This is a genomic window from Sphingomonas astragali (genome assembly GCF_051400615.1).
Classification (GTDB): Bacteria; Pseudomonadota; Alphaproteobacteria; order Sphingomonadales; family Sphingomonadaceae; genus Sphingomonas.
Map to the genome: position 1 here is coordinate 1,068,044 of NZ_JBLFFH010000002.1, position 15,822 is coordinate 1,083,865.

9 protein-coding genes are annotated in these 15,822 nt (G+C 68.1%); 4 read left to right on the forward strand and 5 right to left on the reverse strand.

Annotation, left to right across the window (positions count from 1 at the left end; genetic code table 11):
• Window positions 1-157: 157 nt before the first annotated feature.
• Entirely contained in the window at window positions 158-1,159 is a 1,002-nt protein-coding gene (locus tag ACMGER_RS13225; protein ID WP_436812599.1) for a glycosylasparaginase, read from the forward strand.
• Between the two features lie 37 nt (window positions 1,160-1,196).
• Window positions 1,197-4,217: a TonB-dependent receptor domain-containing protein gene (locus ACMGER_RS13230; RefSeq protein WP_436812600.1), complete on the forward strand. Its 3,021-nt coding sequence runs from the start codon at window positions 1,197-1,199 to the stop codon at window positions 4,215-4,217.
• Between the two features lie 229 nt (window positions 4,218-4,446).
• Here the strand turns inward: ACMGER_RS13230 and nagE are convergent, their stop codons facing one another.
• The 3 genes from nagE to ACMGER_RS13245 form a co-directional block, all read right to left on the reverse strand.
• Window positions 4,447-6,144, reverse strand: a complete 1,698-nt coding sequence (nagE, locus tag ACMGER_RS13235; RefSeq protein ID WP_436812601.1) for an N-acetylglucosamine-specific PTS transporter subunit IIBC — start codon at window positions 6,142-6,144, stop codon at window positions 4,447-4,449.
• Window positions 6,144-8,606 (reverse strand): phosphoenolpyruvate--protein phosphotransferase, encoded by a 2,463-nt coding sequence (gene ptsP / locus ACMGER_RS13240; protein WP_436812602.1) that lies wholly within the window; start codon window positions 8,604-8,606, stop codon window positions 6,144-6,146. The genes nagE and ptsP overlap by 1 nt, the downstream gene beginning before the upstream one ends.
• A gap of 159 nt (window positions 8,607-8,765) precedes the next feature.
• The gene (locus tag ACMGER_RS13245) at window positions 8,766-11,462 is read right to left on the reverse strand and encodes a TonB-dependent receptor (protein ID WP_436812603.1); all 2,697 of its coding nucleotides are present in this window, start codon (window positions 11,460-11,462) and stop codon (window positions 8,766-8,768) included.
• Window positions 11,463-11,908: 446 nt separating this feature from the next.
• Between ACMGER_RS13245 and ACMGER_RS13250 the strand changes: the two genes are divergently transcribed.
• A complete protein-coding gene (locus ACMGER_RS13250; protein WP_436812604.1) occupies window positions 11,909-12,940 on the forward strand; it encodes an SIS domain-containing protein in 1,032 nt (343 codons plus the stop codon).
• Entirely contained in the window at window positions 12,940-14,121 is a 1,182-nt protein-coding gene (nagA, locus tag ACMGER_RS13255; RefSeq protein ID WP_436812605.1) for an N-acetylglucosamine-6-phosphate deacetylase, read from the forward strand. Before ACMGER_RS13250 ends, nagA begins: the two co-directional genes overlap by 1 nt.
• An 86-nt stretch (window positions 14,122-14,207) precedes the next feature.
• Here nagA and ACMGER_RS13260 read toward each other — a convergent pair whose 3' ends face one another.
• Together ACMGER_RS13260 and ACMGER_RS13265 are read right to left on the reverse strand one after the other, a co-directional pair.
• Window positions 14,208-14,930 (reverse strand): hypothetical protein, encoded by a 723-nt coding sequence (locus ACMGER_RS13260; protein ID WP_436812606.1) that lies wholly within the window; start codon window positions 14,928-14,930, stop codon window positions 14,208-14,210.
• 245 nt (window positions 14,931-15,175) lie between these two features.
• Window positions 15,176-15,814, reverse strand: coding sequence for a DUF4198 domain-containing protein (locus tag ACMGER_RS13265; RefSeq protein ID WP_436812607.1), 639 nt, complete (start codon window positions 15,812-15,814; stop codon window positions 15,176-15,178).
• Window positions 15,815-15,822 lie beyond the last annotated feature (8 nt).

Genomic DNA, 15,822 nt, shown 5'->3' on the forward strand with positions numbered 1-15,822 from the left:
AAGCCCAGCCATTCCGGAACAATACAAGGGAGACTCAGTGAATGAGCACGATAAAACCAATTTGTTTTTTGGTATTGAATTGATTTTTCATCTATGACAATCTCATTGCACGGGCGCGACAGAATGATAACGCTCCCATTCATTGGGGAAGACATCGATGAGCACGTCGCGGCGCGGCGCTTTGGCGATGGGATTGGGGGGCGCCGCCTTGGCCGGCCTGTCCCGGGCCGCGGTGGCGCAGGCTCAAGCCCGTGCGCTCTTCGTATCGACTTGGGATTTCGGCGCGGCCGCCAACGCCGCGGCCCATGCGCGGTGGAAAGCGGGCGGGTCGCTGCTCGACGCGATCGAGGCCGGCGCACAGGTTCCCGAGGCTGATCCCACCAACCATTCCGTGGGTCTGGGCGGCTATCCCGACCGCGATGGCCAGGTGACGCTCGACGCGATCATCATGGACGACCGCGGCAATGTCGGCGCGGTCGCCGCGCTCGAGGATATCCTCCATCCGATCTCGGTCGCCCGGCGCGTGATGGAGAAGACGCCGCACACGATGCTGGTCGGCGAAGGCGCGCGCCTGTTCGCGATCGAGCAGGGCTTCACCGCCACCCGCCTGCTCACGCCCGAGGCCGAGGCGGCGTGGCGCGAATGGCTCAAGACCGCGAAATACAAGCCGATCGTCAACATCGAGAACCAGCGCGGCTCGGCGCTCGATCACGATACGCTCGGCATCCTCGCCTGCGCGCCCGACGGGCGGCTGGCAGGCGGTTGCACCACCTCGGGCATGGCGTTCAAGCTGCACGGCCGGGTCGGCGACTCGCCCCAGTCGGGTTGCGGCCTGCTGGTCGAGGCCGGCGTCGGCGCCGCGACCTCGACCGGCGTCGGCGAGGAAGTGACGCGGATCGCCGGCTCCGCGCGGGTGGTGGCGTCGATGCGCGCCGGGCTGTCGCCGACCGCGGCCTGCCGCGAGGCCATCCAGCACATCGCCCGGCTGCGCGGCAATGCGGTTCGGGATGCGCAGGTCGCCTTTCTGGCGATCGACCATCGCGGCGCGGTCGGCGCCTACGCGCTCCAGCCGGGCTTCACCTACGCCGTCACCGACGCGACCGGCGCCACCAAAGTCCATCCCGCCGACAGCCTCAACGGCGCGGCGGGGGCGAAATGACGATCGCCCACAACACAAGGGTCAAAGGGGACAAAGGATGAAACATCTCAACGCGCTGCTGCTGGCTTCGACCTGTATCGCCGGCATCTCGGCACTGCCCGCGCTGGCTCAGGATACCCTTGGCCAGACCGAGGTCGCCTCGAACGACACCGCGGCCGATCGCGAGATCGTCGTCACCGGCTCGCGCATCAACCGCCCCAACACCACCGCGGCCGCGCCGATCCAGTCGGTCACCGCCGATTCGATCCGCGCCCAGGCCGCGGTGAACATCGAGGAAGTGATGAACCGGCTGCCCCAGATCGCGCCGGACAGCCAGCAGAACTATCAGGATTCGGACGGCCGCCAGCGCCTCAAGCTGCGCAACCTCGGCTTCGAGCGCACGCTGGTGCTGGTCGACGGCAAGCGCCTGGGCACGATGAACGGCCAGGACGTCAACATGATCCCGACCTCGCTGATCGAGCGGGTCGACGTGCTGACCGGCGGCGCCTCCGCCGTCTACGGCTCGGACGCGGTCGCCGGCGTCGTCAACTTCATCACGAAGCCCGATTTCGAGGGCGTCCAGCTCAACGCCAACTACAATTTCTACGCGCACGAGAACAAGCCGGGCCTCGTCTCCGACGTCGCGAGCCAGTACGGCTTCATCCAGCCCGCCAGGGGGAACGCCTTCGACGGCGGCCGCGTCGACCTGTCGCTGACGGCCGGCAAGAAGCTGTTCGACGACCGCTTCCGCATCTCCGCCTACGTCAATTACCGTCAGGGGGACCTGGTCCCCTACATGTCGCGCGAGACCTCGGGCTGCCAGCTGACGCAGGCGGTCAAGGACGGCCCGCTCGGCTGCACCGTCTCCACCTATACCCAGTCGGGCTATGTCTCGCCGCGCACCGGCGCGAACAACGGCGCGCAATATATCAACAATCCCGACGGAACGCGGACCTTCGTGCCCTATTCGGACGCGGTCGCAGCCAATCCTTATGACGGCTATTCCTTCCAGCGGCGGAACAAGCGCTGGAACGCCGGCGGCTTCACCTCCTTCGAGATCTCGGACGCGGTCGAGCTCTACGCCAATGTGATGTGGTTCCGCGATCGTTCGGCAAACCCCTATCCGGCCCGGGTGCTGAGCTCGACCGCCTATGGCGACGGCAGCACCCCATATCAGGTGAACTGCGACAATCCGTTCCTCTCCGCGGCGCAGGCGTCCACGATCTGCGCCGCCGCCGCGGGCACCAGCACGATGGTACCGATCGAGGTCCGCTACCGCTTTACCGGCGCCCCCGCGCTGGACGATCTCTATCTGAACAAGGGCACGCGCATCTCGGCCGGCGTGCGCGGCGAGTTCGCGAAGGGCTGGAGCTACGACGTCGGCGGCGTCTATGCGCGCAACCGTCAGGACTGGTCCTGGGCGATGCCCGACTTCGAGCGCGTCAACAACGCGCTGAACGTCGTCAACGTCAACGGCACGCCCGCCTGCGCCTCGGGCGCCGCCGACGGCTGCCTGCCGTTCGATCCGTTCAGCGCCAATTCCCCGTACAACAACAGCGCACTGTTCGACTATCTCGTCGAGGGGAGCTACGCCAACCAGACCACCGTCAACACGCTCTACAACGTCGTCGCGACGGTTCAGGGCGATCTCGGCACCTACGGGATCAAGAGCCCCTGGGCCGAACAGGGTCTGGCGGTTGCGTTCGGCGCCGAGTTCCGCGAGGACCAGCTGAAGGGCTATGCCGACGACCTCTGGCGCGAACGCTACGGCGGCACCGATCAGAGCCTCAGCCAGCACGCCTGGGAAGGCAATGTCGAGCTCCAGGCACCGATCGTCGAGCATAAGCCGTTCGCCGATCTGCTGCAGTTCAACGGCGCGTTCCGCCTGTCGAAGTACAGCAGCAACCCCGACACCTTCTCGACCTGGAAGGCGGAGGCGATCTGGTCGCCGGTCCGGGACATCACCTTCCGCGGCTCGATCAACCGCGCCCAGCGCGCGCCGACCGTGGTCGAGGCTTTCCAAGGCAGCAACATCAGCTACGACCGGATCACCACGGCGTACAACGACATCTGCGCGCCGACGATCACCGGTTACACCACCGGTCCGAACGGTCAGCAGGTGCCGATCTACGGCGCCCCGCAAGCCTCGCAGGAGGTGTGCCGCGCCACCGGCCTTGCCGACAGCCTCTACGGCAGCCCGACCCTGCTCTGCCCGACCGACATCGGCTGCACCGTCCGCCGGGGCGGCTTCACCGTCAATCCGGAGACGGCCTATACCAAGACGTTCGGCGTGCTGCTGCGTCCACGCTTCCTGCCGGGCCTGACCTTCTCGGTCGACCGCTTCCTGATCGATCTTAACGACTCGATCGGCTACAACGATTACGACTATTTCTCGAACGGCTGCCTTGCCACCGGTCAGGAATTCTTCTGCAGCATGTTCGTGCGCAATGCGGACGGCACGCTGTCGAGCAATCCGGGCGGCAATCCGGCCACCGGCTTCATCCGGGGCGGCACGACCAACTACTATAAGAGCAAGTCGCACGGCTGGGATTTCCAGGCCCAGTACAACCTCGGCCTCGGCGCCGCCGGTCGGCTGGACTTCGACTTCTCGGGCTCGCTGACCACCCTCGCCGGCGGCCAGGATTCGCCGATCCTGCCGAAGTATAATTGCGCTGGCTATTACGGCGGCGGCTGCGGTCAGCTGATCCCGAAGTGGACGCACAACCTGCGCGCGACCTACACCACCGCGGACCAGTTCTTCAGCGCCTCGCTCAACTGGCGCCACCTGGGGCCGCTGACCAACGTCAGCAACTCGGGCGACCCGAATCTCGGCTGGACCCCGGAGGGCGAGCGGACGACCTTCTACCGGATCGGCGCCTACGACTATTTCGACCTGGCGCTGAACTTCCGCGTCCAGAAGAGCTTCTCGTTCCGGATCGCGGCCAACAACATCCTCGACAAGACGCCGCCGATCCTGCCGAACTCGTACAGCTACGGCCTGTCGCGCAACAACACGCTGTCGGCGCGGTACGACTCGCTCGGCCGTCAGATCGCGGTCGGCGCCACCATCAACTTCTGACCCTTCGCTTCCTCCCTGCTGGGCCCGCCTCTTCGGAGGCGGGCTTTTTTTGGGGCTATCCCTTCTCTCCCGCGGGAGAGGGCTGCGCAGCGGAGCGGATCGCCTGGCTGTGGCTAACCCCCTGTCTGTCCGCATTGAAGCAGTGTCAGTGCTCCTGCGAAAGCAGGAGCTTAGGCCGCAAGCGACACGGCGATGACCCAAGGCTCCTGCCTTCGCAGGAGCACAAATTCTATTTCATTCCGCGCGATTCTAGCGGCGCAAATTGTCCTGCAAGCGTCTGTGCGCTCGGCCCGACGATCAGGTGGAGCCGATCGCTCTTTGCGACCGCCCGTACTCCGGCAGCCCTGAGCGCCTCGACATCGACCGCATCGCTGTCGGCAACGTCCAGGATCAGCCGCGTACCCTTGGCCGACACCGAACGTATGCCTGCCAGTTGCAGCGCCTTGGCGATCGCCGCGGCGTCGGGTGCCGTTGCGCGTGCGGGCGCCGGAGCTGCGGCAAGGGCATCGCGTATCTCACCTGCGACCTGATCGGCGATCGGACCCAGGATCACCTGCAGCCCACCATCGCTCAGCCGCACGATGCCGCGCGCGCCGAGCGCCTTGAGCGCGGCATCGTCCGCCGCGGCCGGGTCCGCGACGACCAGCCGCAGGCGCGTGGTGCAGGCTCCGACCGAGCGGATGTTGGAGCCTCCTCCCAGCGCCGCCACCATGTCCGCGCCGCGCCCCTGCCCGGTCGAGGCGGATGAGAGCACGGCCGTCTCCGCCTCACGCCCCGGGGTCTTGAGGTCGAAGCGGCGGATGCACCAGCTGAAGGTGAAATAATAGACCGCGAAATAGGCCGCGCCGACCGGCAGCAGCAGCAGCGGCCGGGTCGAGAGCCCATAGTTCAGGACATAGTCGAACAAGCCCGCCGAGAAGCCGAAGCCGAGCTTCACCCCCAGCAGATTCATCACCGCCATCGACACGCCGGTGAGCACGGCATGGACGAGATAGAGCAGCGGTGCCAGGAAGATGAAGCTGAACTCGATCGGCTCGGTCACCCCCGTCAGGAACGAGGTGAGCGCCAGGCTGAGCAGCAGGCCGCCGACCGCCTTGCGCCGCTCCGGCAGCGCATTGCGGTACATGGCGAGGCAGGCGGCGGGGAGGCCGAACATCATCACCGGGAAAAACCCGGCCATGAACGCCCCGGCGCTGGGATCGCCCGCGAAGAAGCGCTTGAGATCGCCCGTCGCGCCGTGGAAGTCGCCGAGCAGGAACCAGGCGACGTTGTTGATGATGTGGTGAAGCCCGGTGATCAGCAGCAGCCGGTTGAGCACGCCGAACAGGAACAGCCCGACCGGCCCCGCGCCGAGCACCCAGCGGCTCAGACTGTCGACCCCGCTCTCGAACCAGGGAAAGCCGAGCCCGAACAGCAGCGCGCCGATGAGCCCTGCGAAGCCTGCCGCGATCGGCACGAAGCGGCGGCCGCCGAAGAAGGCGAGATAGTCGGGCAGCGTGATCGCATAGAAACGGTTGTAGAGCACGCCCGCCACGATCCCGGCGGAAAGGCCGGCCGGCACGCTCAGCTTGGCGATCTCCTTGGCGCGCCACGCGGCTTGCTCCACCGCGGCGGCGGAGACGAGGTCGGGCGGAAGCGTGAGCAGCGTCTTGGCGCCCTCGACCGCGACGAGATAGGCCACCACCCCTGCAAGCGCGGCCGCGCCGTGGTTCTCGCGCGCCAGCCCCACCGCGACGCCGGCGGCGAACAGCAGCCCCAGGTTCGAGAAGATCGCGTCGCCCGCCGCGGTGACGAAGGCGATGTCGAGCACGTCGGGCTGGCCAAGGCGGAGCAGCAGCGCCGCGATCGGCAGCACCGCGATCGGCAGCATCAGCGCCCGCCCGAGCGGCTGGAGCCGGGCCAGTGCCGCGGATAGGTCGAGCTTCATCATACCGTCTCCCGCGCGATCGCGCGCACGTCATCTGCCGACTCCGCCTCGCACGCCCGTCCGGCGAGCGCCACGCAGCGTTCCATCGTCAGCTCGCGCACCACCACCTTCAGCCGCGGGATCGCGGCCGGCGTGGCGGAAAGCTCGGTGACGCCGAGCCCGATCAGAATCGGCGCCGCCAGCGGATCGGACGCAAGCCCGCCGCACACCCCGGCCCAGCGCCCCGCCTCGCGCGCGCCCTTCCCCACCTCGCGGATCAGCCGCAGCACGGCGGGATGCAGCGCATCGAGCCGCGGCGAGACGCCGGCGTTGCCGCGATCGGCGGCGAGCGCATATTGGGTGAGATCATTGGTGCCGATCGAAAGGAAGGCCGCTTCCCGGGCAATCTGACCCGCAAGCATCGCGGCGGCAGGCGTCTCGATCATCACGCCGAGTGGCGGCGCAGCGGCGCCCAGCTCGGCCGCGATCTCGTCCAGCATCGCGCGGGCAGCGCGATAGTCCCCGAGATCGGCGACCATCGGCAGCATGATCCGGCATTGCTCACCCGGTACCCCGCGCAAGATCGCGCGATACTGGAGCCGCATGAGGTCGGGCCGCACCAGGCTCAACCGCACCCCGCGCACGCCGAGCGCCGGATTCTCCTCGGCCGGCATCGGGAGATAGGGCACCGGCTTGTCGCCCCCGATGTCGAGCGTGCGCACGATCAACGGACGTTCGCCGAGCGTGGCGGCGATGCGGGCATAACAGTCCCGCTGTTCCTCCTCGTCGGGCGCGGTATCGCGGTCGAGGAACAGGAATTCGGTCCGGAGCAGGCCGCATCCCTCCGCGCCCGCGCTCACGGCGGCGGCGGCATCGGCGACCGATCCGAGGTTGGCGAAGATCTCGATGCGCGTGCCGTCGGCCATGCGGCCTTCGCCATGAGCCACCGCCAGCTCGGCCGCGCGGCGCTCGCGCACGCGCGCCAGCCGCTCGCTCGCAGCGGCGAGCGCCGACGCATCGGGATCGGCGGCGATCGTGGCGGCATCGGCGTCGAGGATCACGGTCGTGCCCTCGGCGATGTCGAGCACCGCGGGACCCGCCGCGACGATCATCGGGATGCCGGCCGAGGCGGCGAGGATCGCGACATGCGCGGTCGGGCCACCTGCCGAGGTGCAGATGCCGGCGACCCGGCTCCTGTCGAGCGCAAGGAACTGCGAGGGTAGCAGGTCCTCGGCGATCAGGATCGCATCGGGCGGGAGCGTCGGGACGACCGCTCCGCTTTCCCCCGTCAGCACCCCGATCACCTGCCGCTCGAGATCGGCGAGGTCGGCGACGCGCTCCATCAGCAACGGGTCGCCGGTCGCACGGATCGCGTCGGCCGCCTGCCGGCTCGCCACCCGCCAGGCGAAGGCGGCGCTGCGGCCCTCCGTGATTGCCTGCTCCGCCGCCGCGCCGAGCTCCGGGTCTGCGAGCAGCGCGCGATGCGCCTCGGTGACCGCGGCGGCGGTGCCGGAGCCGCCCGCGAGTCTGTCCGACACCTGCCTCAGCGCCTCGGCGAGCGCCCCGCGTTCATGCGCGATGCCGCTGCCGACCGCTGGTACCTCGACGTCCGCCGAGCGGAGCTGCACCGCCTGTCCGATCGCGAGTCCCGGCGAGGCGCAGACCGGCTGACCCGGCGGTGCGGGCGCCGCCGCGACGACTGGCTCCGCAGCCTCTTCCTCGGCGATCCGATCGAGCAGGGCGGCGACCGTGTCGACCGCTGCACGCGCATCCGCACCGGTGGCAGTGAGCGTGATGGTCTCGCCAAGCGTTGCACCGAGGCCGAGCAGCGCAACCGTGCTGCGTGCGTTGGCGACATGCTTGCCGCGCCGGATCTCCACCGTCGCGACGAAGGGCTTGAGCGCGGCGGCTATCCGCGCGGCGGGGCGGGCATGGATGCCGTGCGGTGCCGCCACGCGCAGCTCGCGCTCGCAGCGTTCGTCCGTTGCCGGCGCCGCCCCTGCCGCCAGCGGCGATCCGCCGGTGACGCGGGCAACGATCTCTCCCGCGGCTACCTCGCGGCCCGGCCGGTCGACGATGAGCGCATAGCCTTCATTCGCCACCACCATCGGCGTGATGAGCGCCTTGGCGGCCTCGCCCACCGCATCGAGATCGAACGCGATCAGCGGGTCGCCGGCGCGAACGGAGACGCCGGCGGCAACCTTGGGCGCGAAACCCTTCCCCGCCAGCGCAACCGTTTCCAGGCCGATGTGGAGCAGCAGCTCCGCGCCATTCTCCAGCCGCAGCGTCACGGCGTGGGCACTCGCCGGGATCGACAGCACCGTGCCGGCGGCCGGCGCACGAAGCAGGCCCTCGATCGGATCGATCGCAAAACCGTCGCCCATCATGCGCTCGGCGAACACGGGGTCCGGCACCTCGTCGAGCGGCGCCAGCCAGCCGGCGAACGGCGCGAGCAGGGCGATACCTTCTCCCGCCCCCGTCACGCGATCGGCTCCGGCATTGCTCGGCATCGGCAGGCGATCAGGAAGATTGGGAGCGGCATGGACATCAACTTACGCTGCTTTCGCGGACAAAAAGAAGGGCGGCGGAAGGAGGATGCTCCTTTCGCCGCCCCGGGATGTGTTTCAGCTCGAACCCATGGATCAGAAATTGACGTTGACCGTCGCGAGCAGCTTGCGTCCGGTACGATAGACGCTGCGCGGCAGGCGAGGCGTGTTGGCGTAGCCGTAATATTCGCTGTCGGTCAGGTTCATGCCCGCGAGCGTCAGCCCCACGTTCGGCGTGAAATTATAGGTCGCCGAGACGTCGACATTGGCGGTGTCGCGCACGTACATCTCGTCGCCACGATCGATGCCGGTGAAGTATTTCGACCGCCACGTGTAGGTGCCGCGGATCGCCACCGGGCCGCTTTCGAAGAACGGGCTTAGGCTCACCTGGTGCCGTGAGTTGTACGGCAGGTCCTGCCCGTCCTGCCCCTCGCCGTCGGAGAAGGTGTAGTTGGCGAGCACGCCGAAGCCGAGCGGCAGGTTCTGCTGGTAGGCGACGGCGAAGCCTTTCACCTCGGCCGAGCCCGCATTGAACGGCCGGCTGATCTGATAGGTGGTCACCCGGTCCAGATTGGTGTTGTAATGCTCCTCGGGCGCGGTCTGCCGCAGGATGTAGTTGCTGATATCCTTGTAGAAGACCTCGGCCGACAGGATCGCGCGCGGCGCGAAATACCATTCGAGCGACGCGTTGAAATTGTTGGATTTATAGGGCTTGAGATTGGGATTGCCGCCCTCGCCCGTGAGGATCTGGTCAGACAGCCAGAAGCTGTTGGTGAGGTCGGCATAGTTCGGCCGCGCGACCACCTGCGCGGCGGCGAAGCGGAACAGCAGGTTCCGCCGCACGTCCGCCACGATATTCACGCTGGGCAGGACATTGTCGTAGCTGCGCTCGGTGCTCTGCCAGGCCCAGTCGGCCTCGGCCGTGCAGAGCGCGCCGGGGTTGCAGACATAGCCCGCGCTGGTGAAGCCGGTGTGGACGTAGCGCACGCCGAAGTTGCCGCGCAGCCCGTCCATATCGAAGTTCGCCTGGGCGTAGAGCGCGTGGATGTTCTCCTTCACCTCCCAGTTGCCCGAGGCGAACTCGGGCGCGGCGAACGGCGACGGCGTCGGCAGCGTCCGGCCTTCGAGGAAGCTCACCATCGACGGGCCGCTGATGATGAAGCGGTTCTCCATCTGGTCGTTCACGCCGCTGATGCCCGACAGGTAATTGTCGTCCACCTGACGCGGGTCGAACTGCGAGGCCGGCGCCGACAGGCCGGTGAGCGCGATGCCGGCATAGGCCTGCGCGGTCTCGTGATGGCGGTATTTGTAGCCGACCTGGATCCGCTTGATCGGGCCGTCGAGATCGAGGCCGAAGTCGGTCTGGGCGTAACGCTCCTTGTCCGACGTCGGCTTGGCGACGACGTTGCCGCTCCAGCCCGGATCGGTCACGAACGCCGCGGGGTTGCCGAGCACGTCGGTCGTGTAGCTGATCGACCCGGGCCGCCCGGGCGCGCCGCCGATGTCCACGGTGTAATCGGCCTTGTTCAGGAACTCGAGGAACACCTGCCGCTTGGTGCCGCCGTCGGCGTCGGAGATGCCGCCTTCGACGTTCACGTCCCAGTTGCCGCCGTCCCAGCCGGCCTTGGCGTGATAGGTGTCCGAGTGCATCTCGGCTTCGCGATACTGGACGTCGAGCACGCTCAGCCCGTCATTGAGCGTCGCGCTGGTGACGATGCCGTCCTTCACCTCGATCCCGGTCAACGCGCCCGCGCTGTTCCAGGTGTTGCCCGCGAAGCTGTACATCGACTGGTTGAGGTTGTCGTAGGTCGCGTCGATCTTGAGCCAGTTGAACTCGAGCGTGAGCTCGTCGACCGGCTTCCACTGCGCGGTCGCCGAATAGGTGAGGCGCTCGCGGCCCTGCTCGAAATAGGACGTGCCGAACGCGTTGGGCGACACCGCATCCCGATTGGCGGTCAGCGTCTCCGCGCAGGCGCCGGTGCAGTTGCCGGTGTAGATCCTGCCCTCCACCGGATCGGTGGCGGGCATCGCGAGCGAGCTGGTGTTCGCGTCGTTCTCGCCGTTCCAGAAATCGGCGGTGATCGACCCATAGGCTTCGACGCCGTCACGGCGCAGCCGGTCCTTGCTGCGCTGGAAGGCGGCGAGGATGCCGAAGGTGCCGGATTCGTTGCGCCAGCTGACCAGCGCCGAGCCCTGGATGTCGCCTTTGTCCGAACGGTCGTTGTAGAGATAGCTGAGCGAGCCCGCGATGGTGAGCGGCTTCAACTCCAGCGGCTTGCGCGTCACTACGTTGACCGTGCCGCCGATCGAGCCCTCGTCGATGCGCGGCTCGGGCGACTTGTAGACGTCGACCCGGCCGACGAGCTGCGGCGCGAGCAGCGCATAGTTGAAGGTGCGGCCCGGCGAATCGAGGATGAACCAGTCGGCCGACGCCACCGTCTGGCCGTTGAGCAAGGTGCGGTTGAGCGCCGGATCGGTGCCGAGGATCGACACTTTCTCGCCCTGGCCGAACTGGCGGTCGACGGTGACGCCCGGCACCAGCGTCAGCGCCTCGGCGACATTGGTGTTGGGGAACCTGCCGACATCCTCGGCACTGACCGAATCGACGATCGCATCGGCATTGCGCTTGGTGTCGAGCGCGGCCGCCAGCGAAGCGCGGTAGCCGGTGACGACGATGTCCTCTCCCGCCTCCTCGGCAGCCTGCGGCGCGGCGTCGGTCGTCTGCGCGTTAGCGGCACCCGATAGCAGCGCGAGGCCGCTGGCGGTGCCGATCAACAAAGCCCTGAACCTCATCTCCCATCCCCTTTGCAGCTCTATCTATGGTATGCTTTGCTCTTGTACCACTTGCATACCAATAACCGGACCATCCGCCAGCAACCGCACGGCGTCAAGTAGGATTCTTTGCAGCAATGTTACGGTGAAAGCTATTTTGCAGCTGAAAATGGTATTGCATTGGTTCCATTGTTGCGCGACAAGCCTCGACAGCTGTCGAATGGTGGAATCCGATGCCGCTTCCGGCCCAGGGAATTGAATCGCCTGACGAAAATCGGCGGAGGCCGCGCGTTGCCCAGGCCCGCCCGTCGGGGATCGAACCTCGCGCGCCGCGGCCTTATATCGGGCGGCGCGGCTTCCGTGATGGCGGCTGCGTGATCAACGCGACGCCGGGCTCGTACCGCGGCGACGTCCCATGATTTCACCTGATGACTTCGTTGCCGCACTCAACATCCGGGCCTGAACAGATGACAGACGCACAACCGACCCGCATGTTCGCGGAGGCCGCCGAATCCGCCGACACGGTCGCGCGCCAGCTCGCGGCGAATGCCGAGGCGGTGGCGGCGCTCGCGGAGACGCTCCGGGCCGAGCGCCCGCGCGGCGTGGTGACCTTCGCGCGCGGCAGCTCCGACCATGCCGCCACTTTCGCCAAATATCTGATCGAGACGCGGCTCGGCCTCGTCACCACCTCGGCTGCACCGTCGGTCGCCTCGGTCTATGGTGCGGCGCCGGACTATTCGGGAATGCTGGCGATCGGCATCTCCCAGTCGGGCAAGAGCCCCGACATCCTCGCCGCCATGCGTACCGCCAAGCAGGGCGGCGCGCGCACGCTGGCGCTGGTCAACGTGACCGATTCGCCGCTGGCCGCCGAGGCCGACACCTGCCTGCCGCTGCACGCCGGACCGGAACTGAGCGTGGCCGCCACCAAATCCTACATCACCGCGCTCGCCGGCCTCCTCCATCTGGTCGCGCGCTGGAGCCGTGATGACATCCTGCTGGAGGCAGTGAAGGAATCACCCGCCCTGCTGCGCAAAGCCTGGGCGAGCGACTGGACGCCGCTGGTCGACCGGCTGGCCGAGGCACGCGGCCTCTATGCGATCGGGCGCGGCCTCGGCTTCGGCATCGCGCAGGAGGCGGCGCTCAAGTTCAAGGAGACCTGCGGCCTCCATGCCGAGGCGTTCAGCGCGGCCGAGGTCCGCCATGGACCGATGGCGCTGGTGGGTCCCGGCTTTCCGCTGCTGGTGTTCCGCCAGGGCGACGCGACCGTCGACGGCGTCGACGAGCTGGTCGCCGACGTCGTCGGGCGCGGCGGCGAGGTGCTGGTGAGCGGTGGCGAGGTGGCGGGCGCGATCCAGCTTCCGCACGTCGACGCCCACCCCGCGATCGAGCCGATGCTGCAGATCCAGGCCTTCTACCGCGCCGCCAATGCGCTGTCGCTGCGGCGCGGCTTCGATCCCGATCACCCGCCGCGCCTCGCCAAGGTGACCGAGACCATCTGATGCGGCAGGCCATCATTCCCGATCGCGTGCTTCTCGGCGACGCGTGGCTCGAAGGCACCGCCGTGGTGATCGAGGACGTCCGCATCGCTGCGACAGCGCCTGCGGCCGAGCTGCCTGCCGACATTCCGCGCGAGGCGGTGTCCGGCTCGCTCGTCCCCGGCTTCATCGATACCCAGGTCAACGGCGGCGGCGGCGTGCTGTTCAACGACGCGCCGACCGTCGAGGGCATCGCCGCGATCGCCGCCGCACACCGGCGCTTCGGCACCACCGGCCTGCTGCCGACGCTGATCAGCGACGACCTCGACGTGATCCGCCGCGCCGTCGCCGCGGTGGATGCCGCGATCGAGGCGGGCGTGCCCGGGGTGCTCGGCATCCATATCGAAGGTCCCTTCCTCAACGTCGAACGCAAGGGCATCCATGACGCCGGAAAGATCCGCGCGCTCGACGAGGAAGGCTTCGCCGTGCTGACCTCGCCGAAGCGCGGCCGCACGCTGGTGACGCTCGCGCCGGAGCGGACCACGCCCGCGATGGTGCGCCGACTGGTGGACGCGGGCGTGATCGTCGCCGCCGGCCACAGCAATGGCACCTACGAGGACGTGAACGCGGCGGCCGACGCTGGGCTCACCGGCATCACCCATCTGTTCAACGCCATGTCCCCGCTGGGGTCGCGCCGGCCGGGCGTGGTCGGCGCGGCGCTGGAGCGTAATGAGCTGACCTGCGGCATCATCGTCGACGGCCACCACGTCAGCCCCGCGACGCTGCGCCTCGCGCTGCGCTGCAAGCCGCGCGACAGGGTGATGCTGGTCACCGACGCGATGCCGTCGGTCGGCTCCGACGCGGCCGAGTTCCTGCTGCAGGGCCGCCGCATTCTGGTGCAGGGCGACCTCCTCACCGACGAGGCGGGAACGCTCGCCGGCTCCAGCCTCGACATGGCGGGCGCGGTGCGCAATGCGGTGGCGATGCTCGGGCTCACCTTGCCCGAAGCGGTCGCGATGGCCAGCACGGTGCCGGCGGCGTTCCTCGGCCTGAAGCATGTGACCGGCCGGATCGCGCCGGGCCTGCGTGCCGATCTGGTCCTGCTGGACGATGATCTCCACACGGCGGCGACGTGGATCGGCGGCGTCCGCGATGCGCCTGCTCCGTCGACGAGCAGCCGGAGGGAAGCGCTCATATCTCGATAGTGGGACCGGTAAAGGCGGAACTCAAAAAACGGGAGCAGATAGCCAATCGCTTCCCACCTGCCGTTCGAGCGGGCAAGCCACCCCGCTTACCGCCGGCAATCCGCACACGGCCGCACGCCCGCCCTCGCGATCGCCGCACGCGCCTCGGCCGGCCAGTCGCGGCCGGGTAGCAGCACGTCGCCGCGCGCCACATTCCCGATCTCGTCCAGCCAGCCGCCGGTCGTCTCCGAGCTGTGCCAGTTGCCGGCGGCGATGTTGTCGGTCGAGATGCGCGCACCGGTGACATAGATCGTCAGGATCGCAGCGTTGTCCTTGCAATCCTGGCTGACGGTCGCGACGACGTTGTCCTCGATTGCGAGGTCACGGTTCACGAGCGCCGGATCGTCGGGATGGAATCCATTATCGCTGAAACCGGTGAATCTCACGGCGGTCAGCCAGAATGGATTCCCGCCTTCGTTGAGCCAGGCCGCCTGGCTGGTCCCCTCATTGTCATAGGAGAGGAAACCGTACCCGCCGCCCGGCACCACCAGCACCGCAGAACCGTTCGGCCGCGCGGGTCGCCGCACCACCAGCACCGGACGATCGATGCCGGTGACCCAACGGTCGGGCTCGGCGGTATCGCGCGACTGGTCGTCGATCTTGCGGACGATGCGCACATCGGTCCTACCCGGCGGATCGCCAGGCCACAGATCGACCACTTCGTCGCCGGGCTGGATCTGGGCGAACGCCGCGCCGGGCATGGACGCCAGCGCCGCTGCGGCGCCCAGCATCATGCGGCGGGTCAGCCGCGTCTCGATCTGTCCTTCCATTCCCCTCCGCAGCGGACCCACCCGCCGAATGGCGTGTCGGGCAGCTTAGCCACCGCTCGCGGGGAGATCAATTTTCCGCTGCGGCGGATCGATATTTGGGAATTTGGCCCTTCCCTCTTTCGTCACCCCGGCCTTGTGCCGGGGTCCACCGGGAGGCAAGTGCTGGACAAGAGACTCGAGCTTCGCCGGTGAGGCTTAGTGGACCCCGGCACAAGCCGGGGTGACGGTGAGAAGCTAGCCGGCAACTAACGCACGAAGCTGAGCGTCGAGACGTGCATCAGCTTGGCGACCGGCTTCCCCGCCACCGTTCCCGCCTTAGTTTCCCCGTGCGTGACGCCCAGGATATAGCGGCCGGCGCCCATGTCGGGCACGTCGACGCGGCCGTCGCCATCCGCCTTGAACGCCTTCTGCCAGCGCCCCGGCGTGATCACGTTGACGGTGGCGCCGGGAAGTGGCTTGCCGCGGAAGCGGACGGTGAACCGGTCTGCACCGGCGCTGACCGGCACCAGCTCGAGATCGAGCCTGGCCTCCGTCTCGCTGCGGCCGGCACGGGCGTAGAAAATCGCACCCTGCTGCACGCCGTCCGAAGCCCATGGCTCGAAGACATCGTCGTCGCGGACGCGCACGTCCCCCGCGCCGCTAGGCACCGCCTCGAGATGATCGGTGCGGCGGGTGGTGGAGATCGGCCGGGCAGGATCGGTGAGGAAGACCAACGGCGCCTTGAGCCGATGGAATTCCGGGTCGCCACCGTCCGGAACCGGCTGGGCCGGTTCGCCGAGATAGATGCGCGCGGGGCCGGTCGCATCACGCTCTATCCACACCTCATGCGCGGCGGCGGGCGCCGCAACGGCGACGGCGGCAAGCAGGCACAGCAGTTTGCGCATCATATCTC

What these genes read in the sequence shown, in the direction of transcription:
- ACMGER_RS13225 (WP_436812599.1), top strand. Translation starts at nt 158, where the DNA reads ATGAGCACGTCGCGGCGCGGCGCTTTGGCGATGGGATTGGGGGGCGCC.
- ACMGER_RS13230 (WP_436812600.1), top strand. Translation starts at nt 1,197, where the DNA reads ATGAAACATCTCAACGCGCTGCTGCTGGCTTCGACCTGTATCGCCGGC.
- nagE (WP_436812601.1), bottom strand. Translation starts at nt 6,144, where the DNA reads ATGAAGCTCGACCTATCCGCGGCACTGGCCCGGCTCCAGCCGCTCGGG.
- ACMGER_RS13245 (WP_436812603.1), bottom strand. Translation starts at nt 11,462, where the DNA reads ATGAGGTTCAGGGCTTTGTTGATCGGCACCGCCAGCGGCCTCGCGCTG.
- ACMGER_RS13250 (WP_436812604.1), top strand. Translation starts at nt 11,909, where the DNA reads ATGACAGACGCACAACCGACCCGCATGTTCGCGGAGGCCGCCGAATCC.
- nagA (WP_436812605.1), top strand. Translation starts at nt 12,940, where the DNA reads ATGCGGCAGGCCATCATTCCCGATCGCGTGCTTCTCGGCGACGCGTGG.
- ACMGER_RS13260 (WP_436812606.1), bottom strand. Translation starts at nt 14,930, where the DNA reads ATGGAAGGACAGATCGAGACGCGGCTGACCCGCCGCATGATGCTGGGC.
- ACMGER_RS13265 (WP_436812607.1), bottom strand. Translation starts at nt 15,814, where the DNA reads ATGCGCAAACTGCTGTGCCTGCTTGCCGCCGTCGCCGTTGCGGCGCCC.